The organism is Streptomyces sp. NPDC033216 (assembly GCF_055577115.1).
In genome coordinates this window covers 733,360-750,959 of the sequence record NZ_JBVIQK010000001.1, presented here as the reverse complement: position 1 = coordinate 750,959, position 17,600 = coordinate 733,360, and the positions used below count along the sequence as shown (strand labels likewise).

14 protein-coding genes and 2 tRNA genes are annotated in these 17,600 nt (G+C 73.9%); 4 read left to right on the top strand and 12 right to left on the bottom strand.

Annotation, left to right across the window (positions count from 1 at the left end):
- The first annotated feature begins 76 nt into the window (after positions 1–76).
- Positions 77–682, top strand: a complete 606-nt coding sequence (locus ACZ5Y0_RS03235) for a lytic polysaccharide monooxygenase auxiliary activity family 9 protein (protein ID WP_469126913.1) — start codon at positions 77–79, stop codon at positions 680–682.
- A 356-nt stretch (positions 683–1,038) separates the two neighbouring features.
- Here the strand turns inward: ACZ5Y0_RS03235 and ACZ5Y0_RS03230 are convergent.
- The 4 genes from ACZ5Y0_RS03230 to ACZ5Y0_RS03215 all read right to left on the bottom strand — a co-directional run bounded on the left by ACZ5Y0_RS03230 (position 1,039) and on the right by ACZ5Y0_RS03215 (position 4,798).
- A tRNA-Lys gene (locus tag ACZ5Y0_RS03230) sits at positions 1,039–1,115 on the bottom strand.
- Between the two features lie 94 nt (positions 1,116–1,209).
- Complete coding sequence (locus ACZ5Y0_RS03225; RefSeq protein WP_469126912.1) at positions 1,210–1,968, bottom strand: IclR family transcriptional regulator; 759 nt, start codon at positions 1,966–1,968, stop codon at positions 1,210–1,212.
- A gap of 470 nt (positions 1,969–2,438) precedes the next feature.
- The gene (locus tag ACZ5Y0_RS03220; RefSeq protein WP_469126911.1) at positions 2,439–3,830 is read right to left on the bottom strand and encodes an amidase; all 1,392 of its coding nucleotides are present in this window, start codon (positions 3,828–3,830) and stop codon (positions 2,439–2,441) included.
- Between the two features lie 17 nt (positions 3,831–3,847).
- Positions 3,848–4,798 carry a D-2-hydroxyacid dehydrogenase gene (locus tag ACZ5Y0_RS03215; protein ID WP_469126910.1) on the bottom strand — a complete coding sequence of 317 codons (951 nt, stop codon included), beginning with the start codon at positions 4,796–4,798 and terminating at the stop codon, positions 3,848–3,850.
- A gap of 775 nt (positions 4,799–5,573) precedes the next feature.
- Between ACZ5Y0_RS03215 and ACZ5Y0_RS03210 the strand changes: the two genes are divergently transcribed.
- Both ACZ5Y0_RS03210 and ACZ5Y0_RS03205 read left to right on the top strand, forming a co-directional pair.
- A complete protein-coding gene (locus ACZ5Y0_RS03210) occupies positions 5,574–6,305 on the top strand; it encodes a maleate cis-trans isomerase family protein (protein WP_469126909.1) in 732 nt (243 codons plus the stop codon).
- Between the two features lie 143 nt (positions 6,306–6,448).
- Positions 6,449–7,597, top strand: a complete 1,149-nt coding sequence (locus tag ACZ5Y0_RS03205; protein ID WP_469126908.1) for an LLM class flavin-dependent oxidoreductase — start codon at positions 6,449–6,451, stop codon at positions 7,595–7,597.
- Here the strand turns inward: ACZ5Y0_RS03205 and ACZ5Y0_RS03200 are convergent.
- Positions 7,576–9,423 (bottom strand): putative bifunctional diguanylate cyclase/phosphodiesterase, encoded by a 1,848-nt coding sequence (locus ACZ5Y0_RS03200; protein WP_469126907.1) that lies wholly within the window; start codon positions 9,421–9,423, stop codon positions 7,576–7,578. The two genes, ACZ5Y0_RS03205 and ACZ5Y0_RS03200, sit on opposite strands and share 22 nt — an antisense overlap.
- Before the next feature lie 316 nt (positions 9,424–9,739).
- Here ACZ5Y0_RS03200 and ACZ5Y0_RS03195 point away from each other — a divergent pair, with 316 nt between their 5' ends.
- Entirely contained in the window at positions 9,740–10,996 is a 1,257-nt protein-coding gene (locus ACZ5Y0_RS03195; protein WP_469126906.1) for a M6 family metalloprotease domain-containing protein, read from the top strand.
- Positions 10,997–11,049: 53 nt separating this feature from the next.
- Here ACZ5Y0_RS03195 and ACZ5Y0_RS03190 read toward each other — a convergent pair.
- The 7 genes from ACZ5Y0_RS03190 to ACZ5Y0_RS03160 all read right to left on the bottom strand — a co-directional run bounded on the left by ACZ5Y0_RS03190 (position 11,050) and on the right by ACZ5Y0_RS03160 (position 17,577).
- A tRNA-Lys gene (locus ACZ5Y0_RS03190) sits at positions 11,050–11,123 on the bottom strand.
- Complete coding sequence (locus tag ACZ5Y0_RS03185; protein WP_469126905.1) at positions 11,114–11,725, bottom strand: bifunctional DNA primase/polymerase; 612 nt, start codon at positions 11,723–11,725, stop codon at positions 11,114–11,116. The genes ACZ5Y0_RS03190 and ACZ5Y0_RS03185 overlap by 10 nt, the downstream gene beginning before the upstream one ends.
- Before the next feature lie 143 nt (positions 11,726–11,868).
- Positions 11,869–12,237 carry a hypothetical protein gene (locus ACZ5Y0_RS03180; protein WP_469126904.1) on the bottom strand — a complete coding sequence of 123 codons (369 nt, stop codon included), beginning with the start codon at positions 12,235–12,237 and terminating at the stop codon, positions 11,869–11,871.
- A 334-nt stretch (positions 12,238–12,571) separates the two neighbouring features.
- A complete protein-coding gene (locus ACZ5Y0_RS03175; RefSeq protein ID WP_469126903.1) occupies positions 12,572–13,912 on the bottom strand; it encodes an AAA domain-containing protein in 1,341 nt (446 codons plus the stop codon).
- The gene (locus ACZ5Y0_RS03170; protein WP_469126902.1) at positions 13,909–15,561 is read right to left on the bottom strand and encodes a hypothetical protein; all 1,653 of its coding nucleotides are present in this window, start codon (positions 15,559–15,561) and stop codon (positions 13,909–13,911) included. The genes ACZ5Y0_RS03175 and ACZ5Y0_RS03170 overlap by 4 nt, the downstream gene beginning before the upstream one ends.
- Positions 15,552–16,673 carry a hypothetical protein gene (locus tag ACZ5Y0_RS03165; protein WP_469126901.1) on the bottom strand — a complete coding sequence of 374 codons (1,122 nt, stop codon included), beginning with the start codon at positions 16,671–16,673 and terminating at the stop codon, positions 15,552–15,554. The genes ACZ5Y0_RS03170 and ACZ5Y0_RS03165 overlap by 10 nt, the downstream gene beginning before the upstream one ends.
- A complete protein-coding gene (locus ACZ5Y0_RS03160; protein WP_469126900.1) occupies positions 16,624–17,577 on the bottom strand; it encodes a phosphatase PAP2 family protein in 954 nt (317 codons plus the stop codon). The genes ACZ5Y0_RS03165 and ACZ5Y0_RS03160 overlap by 50 nt, the downstream gene beginning before the upstream one ends.
- Positions 17,578–17,600: the final 23 nt, after the last annotated feature.

Here is a 17,600-nt window from a genome sequence, read left to right as displayed (position 1 = left end):
CATCGGCAATAATCTCGAACTTGGTCTAGACCTGCACGGCTCACGGAATCTCCCCACGTTCTCCAGGAGCGGCAGCATGCGCAAAAAGACCAAGTGGTACGCCGCCGCGCTCGGCCTCACCACGGCGGGAGCCTTCGTGCTCACCGCCGGAGGCGCGAGCGGACACGGCTACACCGACCTACCCGTCAGCAGGCAGAAGCTCTGCCAGAACGGCTCCGTCACCAACTGCGGCAACATCCAGTGGGAGCCGCAGAGCGTCGAGGGCCCCAAGGGCTTCCCGGCCGCCGGCCCCGCCGACGGGCGGATCTGTTCGGCGAACAACGCCCCGTTCGCCCAGCTCGACAGCCCGAAGACCCCCTCGGGCGGAGCCTGGCCGACCACCAGGGTGACGGGCGGGCAGTCCTACTCGTTTCGCTGGCAGTTCACCGCCATGCACGCCACGACCGACTTCAAGTACTACGTCACCAAGCCGGGCTGGAACCAGAACCACAACCTGGCGCGCTCCGACCTCAACCTGACGCCGTTCCTCACGGTGCCCTACGGCGGTCAGCGCCCGCCGCAGACCCTCTCCCACAGCGGCACCCTGCCGTCCGGGCTGAGCGGACACCACGTGATCGTCGCGGTGTGGACGATCGCCGACACGGCGAACGCGTTCTACGCCTGTTCCGACGTCACCTTCTGAGTGCCGCGGAGCGGGGCGGGCGGCGTGCGCCGGGGCCGGGACCACCGGCACGGGCGCACGCGCTCGCCTCGCACCTCGTGACGGGGCGGGCGCGTGTCGGCCACCGACCCGGCGGCCCGGACGACCGGGACCACGGGCTGCGGCTCGGCTCAGGCACCGAGGCGGGGGTGGGGGACGCTGCGGCGTTCGCGAGGCGGTTCGGAGCACGGCCGACGGGCCCCCGCAGCGCGCGGCGAAGCCGCAAGGCGGTCGTGGCCGCGAGCGGGGGAGAGCCCGGTGCGCGTGGCGATGTCCTCCACGCTGACATGACGATGGGGGCCTTGTTCGCGTTTCCGCGAACAAGGCCCCCATCGTCATGGTGCGCCGCCAGGGACTCGAACCCCGGACCCGCTGATTAAGAGTCAGCTGCTCTAACCAACTGAGCTAGCGGCGCATGACTCCCGCCCTCCGCCTTCGGCGGCCGGCGACGAAGAAAATACTACCTGGTCCGCGAGGGTGCTCGGGACCAGGTAGTGAGGGCCGCTCTTCTAGAGGGCCATCGAGAGCAGGACCCGCGTCGCGCTCCTGTTCAGGGTGTCGGCGGCCTGACGCAGCCGGTGGGCGCGTTCGACGGGCAGGGACAGGGCCAGGGAGCCCGCGGTGGAGCCGGCCGTGATCGGGACGGCCGCGCAGACCGTGCCGACGGCGTACTCCTGGAGGTCGAGCACCGGCACCGTGGCCGGCTGGGACTCCAGGCGGGAGAGGAGCAGTCTGTCGCTGGTGATGGTGCGCGAGGTGAGGCGGGCCATCTTGTGGCGGGAGAGGTGGTCGCGCCGGCCGTTGTGGTCGAGCTGGCCGAGAAGGCTCTTGCCGACCGCGGTGGCGTGGGCGCAGGAGCGGAAGTCCACCCACTCGTTGACCGCGGGCGTGGCCGGGCCCTCGGAGTACTGGGTGACGGTGACCTCGCCGTCGACGTAGCGGCTGAAGTAGACGGCGGCGCCGACAACGTCGCGCAGCCGGTCCAGGGTCTGCTGGAGCTGGTCCCGGAGTGCCTCCTCGTGATGGTGCGCGGACGCCAGGCGGGTCAGGGCGTCGCCGGTGACGTACGCGCCGTCGGCGACCTGCTCGACGTATCCCTCGCGGCGCAGCATCCGCAGGAGCGGGGTCAGTCGCTCCGTGCCGAGGCCGGTCTCGCGGGTGAGTTCGGCGTCGGTGACGCCTGTGGTGTGCCGGGCCACCGTCTCCAGGACGCGCAGGGCGTCCTGGGCCGGGTGGTGCGGAGTTTTCGGCTCGTGCTTCAGCGCCACGGTTTCCCCCCGGTCGCTTTTCCTGGCCGTGATCCGGACGGTGAATCACGACCACGATAACCGGCGGGTAGCCGCCGGGGAGAGGGTGTTGATGAGATTGCGGCGCGGCCCCCATTGCCCTCAACTGCGACTCCGACCCAATGGCATATGCCGCAGGCATTCCCCGGAGCCGGGGCCTGCGGTGATCGGGCGGTCACGGGCCGTAGCCGCGACGGCTCTCACGACACGGCGCCGAGAAATTCCCTGGCTCCGCCGCTCCTGTGCCTACGGCTACGGCCGCCAGGTTCGCGCCGGTACCCCTGCCGCCGACCCGGCTCCCTTCCACGAGCGCGACGGCCTGCCGCTGAACGGCGACGTCGGTGGGGTTGCGGGCATCGTCCGGCCGCGGCCCGGCGAGCGCCCGGCGGTGATGGCGGGGGCCTGCGACCAGCCGTGGCGGACGGGGCGGTGCGGGGCGGCGGGGGAGACGCTCAGTTCGCGCCGCACGTGGCCCCCGTCTCGTGGAGCGCGTGCGCCGCCCGCAGCACCAGGTCGTCACGGTGGCGCGCGGCCACGATCTGGAGGCCCACCGGCAGCCCGTCCCCGTCCGTGCCCACGGGGACGGTCGCGGCAGGCTGCTGGGTGAGGTTGAACGGGTAGGTGAACGGCGTCCAGCCCGTCCAGCGCCGATGCCCCGACCCCTTCGGCACCTCCACTCCCGCCTCGAACGCCGTGACCGGCAGGGTCGGGGTGAGCAACAGGTCGTAGGAGTCGTGGAAGCGGCCCATGCGGCGGCCCAGGTCCATGCGGACGTCCACCGCGGCCAGGTAGTCCAGGGCGCTGAACCGGGCTCCCTGCGCGCTGATCACGCGCAACCCCGGATCCAGCGACTCGCGCTGGTACGGCCCGAGACGCTGCGTCGCCCGGGCCGCCCCCGCGAACCACAGGGTGTGGAAGGCGTCCACCGGGTCGGTGAAGTCCGGGTCGGCCTCCTCGACGTACGCGCCGAGCGCGGCCAGCCGCTCCACCGCCCGCCGGACCGCCGCCGCGACCGCGGGGCGCACGGCGACCTGGCCGCCGAGCGACGGCGAGTACGCCACCCGCAGCCCGCGCACACCCCCGCCCAGCGCCGCCGTGAACGACCCGCCGGCCGGGCCCAGCGCCGACCAGTCGCGGGAGTCGGGCACCCCGATCACGTCCAGCAGCAGCGCCGCGTCCGCCGCGTCCCGCGTCATCGGACCGACGTGCGCGAGCGTCCCGAAGGCGCTGGCCGGATAGAGCGGGACCCGGCCGTACGTCGGTTTCAGCGCGAAGATCCCGCAGAAGGCGGCCGGGATGCGCACACTGCCCCCGCCGTCCGTGCCCAGGGACAGCGGGCCCGCGCCGAGCGCCACGGCGGCCGCGCTGCCCCCGCTGGAACCGCCCGCCGTACGGGTCGGGTCGTGCGGGTTGCGGGTGACGCCGGTGAGCGGCGAGTCGGTGACGCCCTTCCAGCCGTACTCGGGGGTCGTCGTCTTGCCGAGGAACACCGCGCCCGCCTCCCGCAGCCGGGCCACGGACGGCGCGTCCTCCTCCCAACGCCCGCCCGGATCGACCGACGTCGAGCCGCGCAGGGTGGGATGGCCCTTCAGCAGCAGGATGTCCTTCACCGTGACCGGTACCCCGTCCAGGGCGCCCCGCGGCTCCCCGCGCCGCCACCGCTCCTGCGCGTCACGGGCCTGCGCGAGAGCCTCCTCGGCCAGGATCCGCACGAACGCGTTCACCTCCGGCTGGACCCGCTCGGCCCGCTCCAGGGCCGCACGGGTCGCCTCCACCGGGCCGAACTCGCCCTTGCGGTAGCCGTCCAGGAGCCGTCCCGCGGTCAAGGTGGTCAGGTCCGTCATGCACCCTCCAGAGGATGTCAGTGTCCGGGCACGTACCCGCGCCGCTTGTCGACCACGTTCGGCAGCGGCCGGCCCGCCGCCCACCGCTCGAACAACTCCACGAACTGCGCGCCGAGTTCGTCCCGCCAGCCGACCGTGTCCCCGCTCATGTGCGGGGAGACCAGCAGCCCCGGCACCCGCCACAACGGGCTGCCGGCGGCCAGGGGTTCGGTGGTGAGGACGTCCAGCGCTGCCCCCGCGATCCACCGCCTCTCCAGCGCCCGCACGAGCGCGTCCTCGACGACGAGCTGCCCCCGGCCGACGTTCACGAAGCACGCCGACGGCTGCATCACGCCGAACCGGCGCAGGTCGAACATGCCCTGCGTCTGCTCCGTCAGCGGAGCCGCGGCGATCACCCAGTCGGCGCGGGCGAGCAGCCGGTCCAGGTCCTCGGGGCCGTGGATACCGGTGCGCGGAACCCGGCCGACCACCGCCGCGGTGACGCGGAGTGCCTTCAGGGTGCGGGCGATCTCCCGGCCGATCGGCCCCGAACCGACGACGACCGCGCGCGTCCCGGCCACCCGCCGGCTCTCCCGGTGCCGCCACTCGCGCTCCCGCTGGAGTTCCCAGGTGCGCGGCAGGTCCTTCGCCATCGCCAGCACCAGGGCGGCGACGTACTCCGCGATCGGCGCGTCGAAGATTCCGCGGGCGTTCGTCACCACGGTGTCCGACGCGACCAGCTCCGGGCACAGCAGATGGTCCACGCCCGCGCTCGCGGTGTGCACCCAGCGGGGCCGCGGACCCTCGCCGGGCCAGGCGGCGCGCACCGCGTGCGAGGCGAAGTCCCACACCAGCAGGACGTCGGCCTCGGGCAGTCGGCCGGCCAGCCCCGCCCCGTCGGTGCGCACCACCCGCGCCCGCCCGGTGAGCCGGCCCAGGCGGGGCGGAGGCTCGGCGTCGAGGACGAGGAGGGTGGGAAGCGCGGTCATCCGATGCCCCTTCCCCGGCCGGGCCGAAAAGTCCGATTCCCCGGCCGTGGCAAGGGCCTCGTTCCCCGGTCGTGACCAAGGGTCCGACGTGCGCGGATTGACCACGTTGGCACCCGAACCCACCGTCGTCAACACGGCCGTCCGCCCGGCCCGTTGCGCCGCCCTGCCTCCCGGCGGGGGCGGCGGCCGTGGAGGTCACCCTTCTCGGCGGCCCCGGGCCGGTGCGGCCTCGGCGTGGTCGCGCCGTCCGGCTTCGCCTGGACCGTGCGCCGCGGCGCCGGGTGCCCGACCACGTCCCCTCCGCCTGACGCCCATGCCGGCCGTACGTGCCCGTCGAGGCGGGTCCGCACCCGGCCCGCCGGGTCGGCGAGCACGACACGCTCGGCGACGCCGTCCCGCACCCTGATCGCCGTCGCGCCAGTCGCCCGCGCCCGCGGCAGCTCCGGCGGCGCGGGCGCCGGGAAGGGGGCGCTGTGCGAGGCGGACGGTGGCGACGGGCGGAACCGTGGGCGGGAGGCAGGCCTCCGGGTCACCGCCTCCCGAGCGGCACGGTCGCCGAAGCGCTGTTCGTCTTCCGCACCCGCCTCCCGACAGGTGGCGCCATCCCCCGGAGCGAGGCGGAATGACGCATACCCGTCATCTCGGCCATCCAGGTGACCGGGTGGGCGGCGCTGCGCCGATTGGGTACCCGAGCCGTGGGGCCGTACCGGCCCTGCTGGACGAGGGGGCGCGGAACCGGCCCCCGCTCTGCCGGAAGACAGCAGGAAGGCTGGACATGACCACACTCGGATTCCTCTACCCGGGCCACTCCGCCGAGGACGACTACCCCCGCATCGAGCAGCTCCTGGGCAGTGACATCCGGGTGGACATCTCCCACACGGACATCGACGAGGACGCGCACCGCCTCGACGCCCTGCGGCAGCTGGGCGCGCCCGAGCGCCTCGCGGCCGGCGTGGAACAGCTGCGGCTGTCCGGCGCGGAGGCGATCGTGTGGGCCTGCGCCAGTGGCGGCTTCGTGCACGGCTGGGAGGGCGCCCACGAGCAGGTGCGCGCGCTGGCCCGCAGCGCCGGGACGCCCGCCTCCTCCACCTCCTTCGGCTTCGTCCACGCGGCCAACGAGCTGGGCGCGGCCCGGGTCGCGGTCGGGGCGACCTACCCCGACGACGTCGCCGCACTCTTCGCCGAGTTCCTTCGGGCGGGCGGGGTCGAGGTCACGGCACTGCGCGGCGCCGCCCCCGTCACGGCCGCCGAGGTCGGTACCTGGGGCGAGGCGGAGGTGTTCGCCCTGGCCCGCGAGGCCGACACCCCGAACGCGGAGGCGGTCCTTCTCCCCGACACCGCCCTGCGCACGGCGGCCTACCTCCCCGACCTGGAGAAGGACCTGGGCAAACCGGTCCTCACCGCCAGCCAGGTCACCGTCTGGGAGGCGCTGCGGCTGACGGACCGGCGGGTCAACGCGCCCGGCCTGGGAGCGCTGTTCACTCGGGAGCCGATCGTGCAGGCGTGAGCCGATCGTGCCGGCGTGAGCCGATCGTGCCGGCCTGAGCGGGCGGGGCCCGGAACACCCGCCCGCGACCGGCCGGGAATAACCGGGGACACCCTCCTGTTAGCGTCCGGAGGACAGCGCAGGCACAGACGCAGGAGGAACCCGTGGCGGCAGACGAGACGGCGGCAGGCGAGAACAGGGCGGGTGGAACGACGCCCGGGGACCCGTCGGCCGACGGGATCCGCGGCGCGACGCACGGCACCGCACCCGTCCCCCTCTCCGTTCTGGACCTGGTCACCGTCGGTTCCGGGCACACCGCCACCGACGCCCTGCGCACCAGCGTCGGTCTCGCCCGGCTCGCCGAGGCCCGCGGCTTCCACCGCTACTGGGTCGCCGAGCACCACTCCATGCCGGGCGTCGCCTCCTCCTCGCCCGCCGTGATCCTCGCCCATCTCGCCGCCCACACCGACCGCATCCGGCTCGGTTCGGGCGGCGTCATGCTGCCCAACCACGCCCCGCTGGTGATCGCCGAGCAGTTCGGCACCCTGGAGGCCCTGGCCCCCGGACGCGTCGACCTCGGCCTCGGCCGCGCCCCCGGCACCGACGGCGCCACCGCCGCCGCCCTGCGCCGCACCGACCGGCTGAACGAGGGTGCGGACGACTTCCCCGAGCAGCTCGCCGAGCTGACCCGGTTCCTCGACGACGACTTCCCCGACGGCCACCCCTACCGTCGCATCCACGCGGTCCCGGGGCCGGTCCAGGCCACCTCCCCCGGCGGCGTGCAGTCGCGGCACCGCCCGCCGGTCTGGCTGCTCGGCTCCTCCGGCTTCAGCGCCCGGCTGGCCGGCCTGCTGGGCCTGCCGTTCGCCTTCGCGCACCACTTCTCCGCGCAGAACACCGTCCCGGCCCTCGACCTCTACCGGGAGTCCTTCCGTCCGTCGGCGGTCCTCGACGAGCCGTACGCCCTCATCGGTGTGTCGGTGCTCGCCGCCGACGACGAGCGCGAGGCGCGCCGCCAGGTCCTGGCCACCGGCCTGAACATGGTCCGGCTGCGCGGCGGCCGGCCCGGCCTGTTCCCCTCCCCGCAGGAGGCGGAGGCCCACGAGTTCACCCCGCTGGAGAAGGAGTTCGTCGACTCCTGGACCGCGAACATCATTCACGGCACACCAGACGAGGTCCGCTCCGGGCTCGACGGCCTGCACAAGCGCACCGGCGCCGACGAGCTGATGCTCACCAGCCACGCCCACCGAGGCGACCTGCGCCTGCGCTCCTACGAACTCGTCGCGGACGCCTACGGGTTGCCGACGGCGTAGGACGCTCCGGCCATCAGCTCGGAGATACGGTCCGGCGGCACCGGGCGGGAGTACAGCCACCCCTGTCCGGTGTCGCAGCCGATCCGGCGCAGCCGGGTGGCCTGCGCGGACGTCTCCACGCACTCCGCGGTCACCGTCAGCCCGAGCCGGTGCGCGAGGTCGATCATCGCCTCGACGACGACCTCGTCGGCCGGATTGGGCGACGCCTCCGTGCCCTCGTACTGGAAGCCCCGCACGAACGACCCGTCGAGCTTGAGCACCGACACCGGCAGCCGGCTCAGATAGGCCAGGTTGGAGTAGCCGGTGCCGAAGTCGTCGATCGCGATGTTCACACCCATGTCGCTCAGCGCCTGGAGAGCCTGCAACGGCCGCCCCGCCGAGCCCATCACCGCGGACTCCGTCAGCTCCAACTGAAGGAGTTCCGGGTCAAGTTGCGTCTCGGCGAGGATCTCCGCCACATCAGCCACCAGGTCCGAGTCCCACACCTGACGCACCGCCACATTGACGCTCACGAACAGCGGTGGGTCGTCCGGGTGCGCCAACTGCCAGTCACGCGCCTGCCGGCAGGCGGTGGCCAGCACCCAACGGCCCAACGGCACGATCGAGCCGTCCTCCTCGGCCAGCGCGACGAACCGATTCGGCGACAGCAGACCGAAACGGGGGTGGTCCCAGCGCACCAGCGCCTCCACCCCCCGCAGCCGGCCGTCCGACATCCCCACCAGGGGCTGGTAGTCGAGCCGGAACTCGCCCCGCTCGATGGCCGGCCGCAGGGTGGAGGCCAGCGCCTGTCGGGTCATCAGATGCGCGTTGCGTTCCGGGTCGAACAGCGTCCAGCGGTTTTTGCCGTCCACCTTCGCCCAGTAGAGCGTGGTGTCGGCGGCCTGCATCAGTCCGGTGGCCGTGGTGCCGGCCGCGTGCCGCTCGACGACCCCGATCGACGCGGACACGTTCAGCCGCTGCCCGGAGAGGTCGAACGGCGCGTGCAGCGCCTTCCGCACGGACTCGGCGAGATCCGCGAGCTGTTCGGTGCCCGTGGAGTCCTCCACCAGCAGCGCGAACTCGTCCCCGCCGAGCCGCGCCACCAGCGGCACGCTCGGCCGGGCCCGCCCGGCAACCTCCGCGCACGTGGTCAGCCGCTCGGCGACCGCGGCCAGCAGCCGGTCGCCGACCCGGTGGCCGAGCGTGTCGTTGACCGCCTTGAAGCCGTCCAGGTCCAGATAGCACAGCCCGATCCGGCCGGTCCCGCTCTGCTCGTACGACTCCGCCTCCAGCGCGCCCGTCACCCGCTCGAAGAACAGCGCGCGGTTGGGCAGCCGGGTCACCGGATCGTGCATCTGGAGGTGCCGAAGCCGGGCCTGCAACTCCCGCTGACCGCTGACGTCGGTGACCGACAGCAGCACGCCGCCCGGACCGCCGTCCAGCGGGGCCACCGTGACCTGCGCCCACAGCGAGCGCCCGTCGGGCCGTTTCAGTCGCCGTGTGCAGCGTAGTTTCGCCTGGCGGCCGCGGAGCACCTCCTGGTAGGCGTGCCAGGTGCGCGCGTCGGAGGCCAGGTCCAGCAGGTCGGCGGCGGACCGCCCGACCAGCCCCGCGGACCCGCCGCCGAGCAGCGCCCCGAGGGCCCCGTTGGCGTCGGTGACCCGGCCCTCCCGGTCCACGACGGCCATGGCCAGGGGGGCGGCCGCGAAGACGGAACGGTAGGCCGGTGGCCCACCGTCGCCGCTCTCGGCGGCACCTCCACCAGGAGATGCCTTGATGTCACTCACCGTGACGGCCGACCGGTCGAGGTCTGCCGCGGGCGTCGGCCCTTCGGACGTTCCGCTCACCGCTCGCTCCCGCAGTGCACTCGATCTCTGTCCGCGCAGGAAAGTCTGCCGATCATAGAGGCTGTCCCGGACGTGCGCAGCCACTGCCCAGTGTCCCGGAACAACCGGCGTTTCTGACAGATCGTTTCTGCCCCCAGGTGGACCGGTTCTGCGGGCGGCCGACCGCTTGTGACGTTCCGTGAGTATTCCGGGGGTGTCGGCAATGATGCCCCCGTTTTCCCGCCCTCACTCGTCTGGGGCAGGCAAACAGGGCGTAATGCGACAAATTCTCAGAGGCTGGGTGGCGGTGCCCCGTGAACCGCCCCCGGAGGTCTCTGTGCCGCGACAGCTCCCGCGCCCCCGACTGCGCAGCACCGCGGCCATGTTCACCACCCTGACAGCACTCGCCGCGACCTGCCTCATCAGCGCCCCCGCCGCGGAACCCTTCTCGGCCACCCCTTGCGCCCTGAAGCGCACGGACGCCCACCACTCCGAGGGGCTGGACACCTGGAACGCCGCCTACCCACGGCCCGCCCGCGCCCTCGACGCGGTGATGATCTTCCTGTCGTTCCCGGACTGGGTGCCGATGATTCCCCCGGCCGAACTCGCCGCGGATCACTTCCCGGCCACCAGCCGCTACTTCCAGCAGGCCTCCTACGGCAGGTTCACCCTGCGCCCGCACCACCTGAAACGCTGGATCCGGATGCCGAAGCCGTCCACCGCGTACGCCATACGGCGGGACTGGAACGCCGATCACCGCGGCGCCTACCTGCGTGACGCCCTCGCCGCGGCCGACCGCCAGGTCGACTTCTCCCGCTACGACGTCGTCTACTTCGTCGCCGACCCGGACGCCCCCGGTGTGGACTCCGACGCCACCAAGGTCGTCAACATGGACCATCCGTTGCACGCCGACGGCACCGACATCCGGCGCGTCGTCACCGTCTTCGAGCAGCATCCGCCGGACCGGCTCGTCCTCGCCCACGAGACCGGGCACGTGTTCGACCTGCCCGACCTCTACCACCGCCCCACGGACGGCAAGGGCGACTGGGACACGCACGTCGGCGACTGGGACCTGATGGGCAGCCAGTTCGGCCTCGCTCCGGACCTGTTCGCCTGGCACAAGTGGAAGCTGGGCTGGCTGGAACCGCGCCAGGTGGTGTGCGTGCCGCGGGGGACGGCGACGCGGCTGACGCTGGAGCCGCTGGGCGCGGGACCGGGCGTACCGGTGAGCCGGGCGTCCGGTTCGCCGGCCTTCGGACTCGGCAACGGCACCAAACTCGCGGTCGTACGCACCGGCGCCCACAGCGCGCTCGCCTTCGAGGCCCGCGGCCGGATCGGCAACGACCGCGCGTCCTGCCGCTCCGGCGTGCTCGTCTACCGCGTCCAGAGCGGCGCCGAGTCCGGCCGCGGTCCGGTCGAGGTGGTCGACGCCCACCCGGGCACCGACGCCTGCTGGGGCGACTCGGTCTACCCGCCCCTCGCCGACGCCCCGGTCGGCGCCGGCGAGAGCTTCACGGTCCCGGAGGAGGGCGTCCGGGTGGAGGTGGAGGGGCGCACGGCGGCGGGGGCGTGGACGGTACGGATCACTGCGTAGCCACCGGCGGCACGCGAAAGGCCCCTCGCTTGCGCGAGGGGCCTTGCTGTCTGTGCGCCGCCAGGGACTCGAACCCCGGACCCGCTGATTAAGAGTCAGCTGCTCTAACCAACTGAGCTAGCGGCGCCTGCTGACGTCGTAGACCTTAGCATCCGCATCCGAGGCGTGAGAAATCGATATCCGCACGGCGGTACGGGCCGCCCGGACGGCCGCCCAGAGCAGGGTCTCCGGGCCCGGCAGCCAGGGGTGCCGGGTGTCCGGCGCGGTGACCCAGCGGGCGGAGGTGCCGGTCACCTCCGCGGCGAGCGGGGCCGGCACGGTGATCGCGTCCCCGTTGCCGTGGCACAGCAGCGGCGGCACGGTCGCGGTACGGCCGTCCTGGCGGCCGTGGGCGCTCCACTCCTCCCACTCCAGGAGGGAGGGCAGCCGCTGGGCGGTGCCGGGAGCGGCGAACAGCAGCATCCGCCCGCGGAACGCGGCCACCGGCCCGGCGCCCGGCCCCTCGTCCCACAGCCGGTCCAGCATCAGCCGCCCGAACATCGCGGGCGCGCTCACCACGTCGAAGACGGAACCGCAGGGCAGCACGACCGGGGCGTGCGGACGCTCCTGCCACAGGGCGAGCGTGCTGCGGGGGAACGGGCCGGCGGACGCCAGCCAGGCGGCGCCGTCCGGGGTGGCTCCGCGGGTGTCACGGCGGTCGGTGTCAGGGGCGTCCCATGCGCTGCTCATGCCACCAAGGTCTACCGGGTGTGAGCGGGTGATCCCGGAGGGTTGCGGGAATCCGGGACGAGACGTGCGGGGAGGGAGTATCTTGCCCGCCTGGCATATGCCGAAGCCTGACGCGGTGTGATCGGTGCCGGTCCCGCGGCCCGTCAGACGGGGTCGGCGTGCCCGAGTCCCTCGATGTCGCCCCGCATCAGGTCCCGCCCGAACTCGACCATCTTCTTCGCGTAGTCCTCGGTCCACTCGGCCCGGTCCGCGATGTCCGCCGTCGTCAGCCGGTCGAACCGGCGCGGGTCGGCGAGCTGTGCCGCCGCCACGGCCTGGAACTCCATCGCCCGGTCGGCCGCCGCGCGGAAGGCCTGGGTCAGCTCCGTGGCCCGCGTCAGCAGCGCCCCGGGATCGTCTATCGACTCCAGGTCGAAGAAGTGCTCCGGGTCACCGGCCGCCTCGGCGGGCTCGAAGAGCAGGGGCGCGGGGCGTAGCCGCGGTTCGTTCCGACCCGGCGTGGGCTCCGCCATGTCTTCTCCTCCTCGTACGGTCGTGATGGCACCACCGGCAAGCGGACCACCCTCCATTGTCCCCCGATGACGCAAGGGGGCCGGGGCCCCGGCCTTCTCAAGCCGTTCGCCCCCGGCGATGTTCCCCAGTCACCGGCACTTCCAAGCCACCTGGCGCAGGGCAAGATGCGCCCAGCCGGCGAACCGCCCTCTCACCCGGCCCGAGTCACCTGTGGTCCGCCGGGTGCGCCGGCGGCGCGTGGTCGGCCTTCGGCCGTCGGGGCCGTGTGCGTCGGCCGCCTCCGGCGGTGTTCCGGACCCGGTCCGAGGGTGGGCCGGGCGGCGTGTGGGCCCCTCAGGGCGTCCAGGTCACCCGGTGTTCCGCCAGGTGTGCCAGCACCGCGTGGTTCGCCTCCCAGCCGTCCGGGAACTTCACGATCGTTCCCAGTTGGACCGGTTCCGTCGACGGGTAGGCGTCCAGGAGGTCGGGGACTCCTGCCCGGCAGACGACGACGCAGGCGTGGCGGTGGCGGGAGGCCAGGACGCACAGGCGGCCCGTCTCCAGGTGGAAGGCGGTGGCGTCGGGGCGGCCGGACAAGGGGTGCAGGATCACCGTGACGTCGTACTCCCGGCCCTGGAGCCGGTTCGCCGTGTCGACGGTGACGTCCGTGACGCCCAGCTCGGCCAGTGCCGCGCGGACGGCCGCCGCCTGGTCGCGGTGGGCGGTGCCGACGGCGATCCGGTCGGCGGTCAGGGCGGTGGGGACGGGGGAGCGCTCGGAGGTGGCCGCGCCGCCCCGGTCGAGGAGGCGCCGCACGACCGTGGCGACCGCGCGGACCGCCTCCGGGTCGGTGCGGGGCGTGTGCCGGGCGGGCAGCTCCAACAGGCCCCAGCCTGACTCGGCCGCCTCGTCGATCACCCGGTCGGGCCCGGAGCCGTCGGAGACGACGCCGAAGGACAGCGCGCGGTCGCCGCGGTCCGTGCCGCTGCGGAACGGCGTGTACGGGTAGAAGGCGTCCGAGACCAGCGGGGCCGCCGACGCCGGCAGCCGCCAGGACACCGGCAGCCGGTGCTGCGGCAGATCGGGGTTGTGCGCCAGCAGCGTCGACACCGCCGAGGCCGACGGGTCGTAGGACAGGCCGGCCCACTGCTCACTGCCCACGATCGCGAACGGGTCAAGCTGCCCGGGGTCGCCCACGAACAGCGCCCGCTCGAACAGGCCGGCCACGGCGAGGAGTCCGTCCGAGCGCATCTGGTAGGCCTCGTCCACGATCGCGTGCCGCCACGGCTCGTCGGCCTTCACATGTGCCCACTTCGCCGCCGTGGAGATGACGACCGGCAGCCCGGCCAGGTCACCGGCCTTCGCCGACTTCCGAACGTTCGCCAGGCCGTCCAGCGCCTTGTCGTACGCGTCGGCGTCACTGCTGTGCAGGCGGCCCACGGGCAGCTCGGGGTTCTTCTCGGCGAGCCGCAGCACCAGGTCGTCGACCTGCGCGTTGGTCTGCGCGACCACCATCAGCGGGCGTCCCGCGTCCGCCAGTTCCAGCGCCGCGCGGACGACGAGCGTGGACTTGCCGGCGCCCGGCGGGGAGTCGACGACGACCCCGCGCGCGGTGCCGTGCAACGTGTCGCGCAGGATCGCGTCGGTGGCGCGGGCGGCGGCGGTCCCGGGGTCGACGACGGCCTCGGTGGTCACAGCGTGTCCTCCTCGGTGACGGAATCGGCGGCTTCCGGCAGCGGCTCCCCGGGCGGCCCGCCGTGCGTCCACGGCGTGTCCTCCGGGTCGGGCAGCTTGGCGCCGCCGCGCTGCTCGTGCTCGAACAGGGTGAAGCACAGCCGGTCGCCCTTCTCGGGCACGGACCCTGCCTCCGGCTCCTTGCCGCGGCCCATCCTGTCGACGATCCGCAGCACGAGCAGACCCTCGTCCTCGGGGCCGTCGGGCCCGTCCGGGCGGTCCCGCCGCACGAACTCCGCCGCCTGCGGCTTCCCGCCCAGCGACCGGAACACCTTCACCCGCTCCCCGAGGTGCGGCCGGTCGTCCGTGCGGACGGTGACGAGCGGGCGCGGGCTGGGGCGCTTGCCCTCGCTGTACGCCATGACCACGTCGACGACCTCGCCCGCGAACGCCTCCCCGGCCAGCCGCCGCCCCGCCATCACCAGCGGGTCGTCGAGGGCCTCCTGCGCTTCCAGTCGGGCCTGTTCCCGCTCCCGCGTGGCCAGCTTGTTGGCGGCGGTGACCGCGTCGTCGCGGCGGGGCTGCGGGGGCTCGCCCGCCACGACCCGGTCGCGGTGGCCGGTGAACGACCAGCGGTCGCGCGTCCACCGCCCCTCGACATGCGCCCCCTCGGGCAGCTCCCGCAGCAGGTCGATGCCCTGCCACACCTTCTCCCAGGTGGGCAGGGTCCGGCTCAGCACGAGTTCGCGGACCGCCCGCTCGGCGGCGGTCAGCTCGCCCAGCCGGTCGTCGGCCTCCAGGCCGTCCTCGGCGGCCGCCAGGGCGGTACGCGCGCGGTCGTAGCGCTCGATGGCCGGGGCGAGCAGCTTGTTGTCGAACGCCGGGTCGGTCGCCGGACCGGCCGGCGGACACAGCAGCTGGCCGGTGCCGTCGCGGGCCAGCTCGGCGCGCAGCGCGGCCTCGGCGCCGGTCCGCGCCCGCTGGGGGTCCCCCCGCTCGGGCGGAGCCGGGGGCGGGGGTGGGGAGATCCAGGCGAGCAGCGCCCCCAGGTGCTGGTCCTCCAGGCTGGACTGGCCGGTCGCCCAGTGCCGGCCCAGGACCTCCGTGAGTGCGAGCAGCAGCGAGGAGCCGGGCACCCGGGACCGCTCCCCGAAGTGCGTCAGCCACCGCCCGAGCAACGGCACGCGCGGCGGCGCGGGATACGGCGTCTCCGGGTCCTGCTCCGCCGTGCGGCGGAAGCGCATGGAGCGGCCCAGGAGGCGGACGTACTCCACGCCCGCGCGGCTCGGGACGATCAGCTGGGGCGCGTCGGAGCACAGCTCGACCTCGACCTTGACGCGCTTTCCGGTCTCCGGGTCGCTCTCGTTGCGCTCGGCGGCCTCGACGTCGTCGGCGTACGAGTCGATGTACGGCAGCACGACGTCGGCCAGCTCGGCGAGGAACGCGAACCTCAGGTCGCGGTCGCGCGGCTGCGGTACGACGAGCAGCCGGGGCGCGTCCCGGTCGGTGCCGACGAGTGCGCCGAGCGGGGCGCCGGCCTCACCCGCGGTGGTCAGCGGCACGAACACCAGCGGCCGCTCGGACAGATGCCGGTGGCGGACGGTGGCGGCGGGCTGGGCGCGGCCGGTGGCGACGGCCTCCAGGCGGGCCAGCGTGGCGATCAGCGACACATCGCCCCCAGGGCCTCGTCGCGCAGCACGGCCGCGCGGCGCAGGGCCGCCACCGCCGGGTCGTCCGGATCGCCGGCCTCTCCGCGCGCGGCGGCCAACACGTCCTCGACCGTGGTCAGGCCGCCCAGCTCGGCACGGACGGGGCGGCCGAGGGTGGTGACCGCGCCGGCCGCGCGGGAGCGGTCCCGGCAGTGGAACGCCAGCTCGCAGGCGGCCAGGCACTCGGGCGCGTACGCCGCCGGGACGGCCTCGACGGCCGCCGTGAGCTGCTCGGGCGGCAGCTCGGGCGAGAAGCAGGTGCCCTCGGGAAGGGCGGTGGCGATGTCCTCGATGCGGGTGAGCCGGGCCAGCTGACGTCGGGTCACCGCGCGCTGCTTGCGGATGTCCACGGCGGACGCGGCGGGCAGGTTGGAGAAATCCTTGGGGCACACCAGCAGGACGCGGTGACGCACCCGCGGCGCGGGGTCGAGCCGGGCGGCGACCGCCTCCAGGGCCAGCACGTACACCGCGGCCTGCCGGGCGGCGGCGCCGACCTTCGCGGGGTCCGCGGAGCCGTCCAGCAGGGGGAACGACTTGATCTCCACGACCGTCCAGCTGCCGTCCGGGTGCACCACGACCGCGTCCGGCTCCAGGAAGGCCGGGGAGCCGGCGACGTCCAGCGCGAGCATCGGATGGTCGAGCAGGGTCCAGGCGCCGGCCGCCTGGCCGGCCTCGCGCAGCGCCAGCGCGGTCCGCGCCGTACGGCCCTCGGGACCGATCGCGGACAGATCCGGGACGCTGGCCCCGGTGGGCGGCTCCGCGCGCGGGTCGAGCTTCTCGTGCACCAGGCGCAGCAGGTCGGCGCCGCCGTCGGCCTTCACCTTCGCCTCGAACGCGTTGCCGCGCGTCAGGGCGAACTGGGACTGGCCGAACGCCGAGGGCGAGCCGAGCGCGTCGGCGAGCGCCGCCTTGTCCACCCCGGCGCCATCGAGGATCGCGCGTCGGCTGCATCCCGGGTTCGCGGCGAGTGCCGCCAGGGCGCGGGCGTCCAGCGCCTTGGCGGGTACGTCGGGACCGCGCAGGTCAGCGAGCCGCCGCCGGAGCGCCGTCCCCCGCGTCCGAGGGGGTGGCACCCGGCTCGGCTCCGGGCCCGAACCGTGACTCGCGCTGCCGTGGAATTCGCTCACCCGGGGAAGTCTGGCATCCGCCACTGACAATCGAGGTCTCCGTGCTCCGAGCGGCCACCGGGACGTGCCGGAACCGTCCCGCCGCCCAGCCCGCGACGCGGTCCGCGCGGCGCGTCACCAGCGGCGCCAGCAGCAGTCCAGCGCCCATCACGGCCGCGCCGGCGACCGCGTCGAGGAAGTAGTGGTTCGCGGTCCCCATGACCACGATCGTCGTCACCAGCGGGTAGACCACGCCGGCGATCTTCGCCGCGCGGGTGCCTCCGTGCCGCCACAGCATCACCCCGCACCACAGCGCCCAGCCGACGTGCAGGCTCGGCATGGCCGCGTACTGGTTGGTCATGCCGCCCAGGCCGCGCGGGGCGCTCGCCTCGCCGCCCCACCAGCCGTACGAGCTGTACTGGGCCATCGTGTCCACGAAACCGTGGTCCGCCGACAGCAGCCGGGGCGGACAGGTGGGCAGCAGGGTGAAGCCGATCAGACCGATGAACGTCGACGTCATCAGCCAGGTGCGGGCCGCCCGGTAGTGCACCGTGCGGGAGCGGAACAGCCAGACCAGGATCACCGGGGTGACCACGTAGTGCAGCGAGGCGTACCAGAAGTCGGCCGGCACCCCGATCCACGGCTCGGTCCGGAACAGCCGGTTCAGTGGGTGCTCGGCGTTGATGTGCAGGAACTTCTCGATCCGCAGGATCGCCAGGCCGTGGTCCACGGCACTGGTGACGTCGCCGCGCGCGAGGAGCCGGCCCGCGGAGTAGCAGGCGTACACCAGCACGATCAGGGGCAGTTCCGTCCACCAGCGCAGCCTGACCGGCGAGGCCGCCTCGGTGCCTGGTGTCTCGGTCTGCGGCATCCGATCGCCTCCCCCTTCTGTCG

Coding starts and splice junctions, on each gene's coding strand:
- ACZ5Y0_RS03235 (WP_469126913.1), top strand. CDS start 77: ATGCGCAAAAAGACCAAGTGGTACGCCGCCGCGCTCGGCCTCACCACG.
- ACZ5Y0_RS03185 (WP_469126905.1), bottom strand. CDS start 11,725: ATGAGCAGCGCATGGGACGCCCCTGACACCGACCGCCGTGACACCCGC.
- ACZ5Y0_RS03180 (WP_469126904.1), bottom strand. CDS start 12,237: ATGGCGGAGCCCACGCCGGGTCGGAACGAACCGCGGCTACGCCCCGCG.
- ACZ5Y0_RS03220 (WP_469126911.1), bottom strand. CDS start 3,830: ATGACGGACCTGACCACCTTGACCGCGGGACGGCTCCTGGACGGCTAC.
- ACZ5Y0_RS03210 (WP_469126909.1), top strand. CDS start 5,574: ATGACCACACTCGGATTCCTCTACCCGGGCCACTCCGCCGAGGACGAC.
- ACZ5Y0_RS03160 (WP_469126900.1), bottom strand. CDS start 17,577: ATGCCGCAGACCGAGACACCAGGCACCGAGGCGGCCTCGCCGGTCAGG.
- ACZ5Y0_RS03215 (WP_469126910.1), bottom strand. CDS start 4,798: ATGACCGCGCTTCCCACCCTCCTCGTCCTCGACGCCGAGCCTCCGCCC.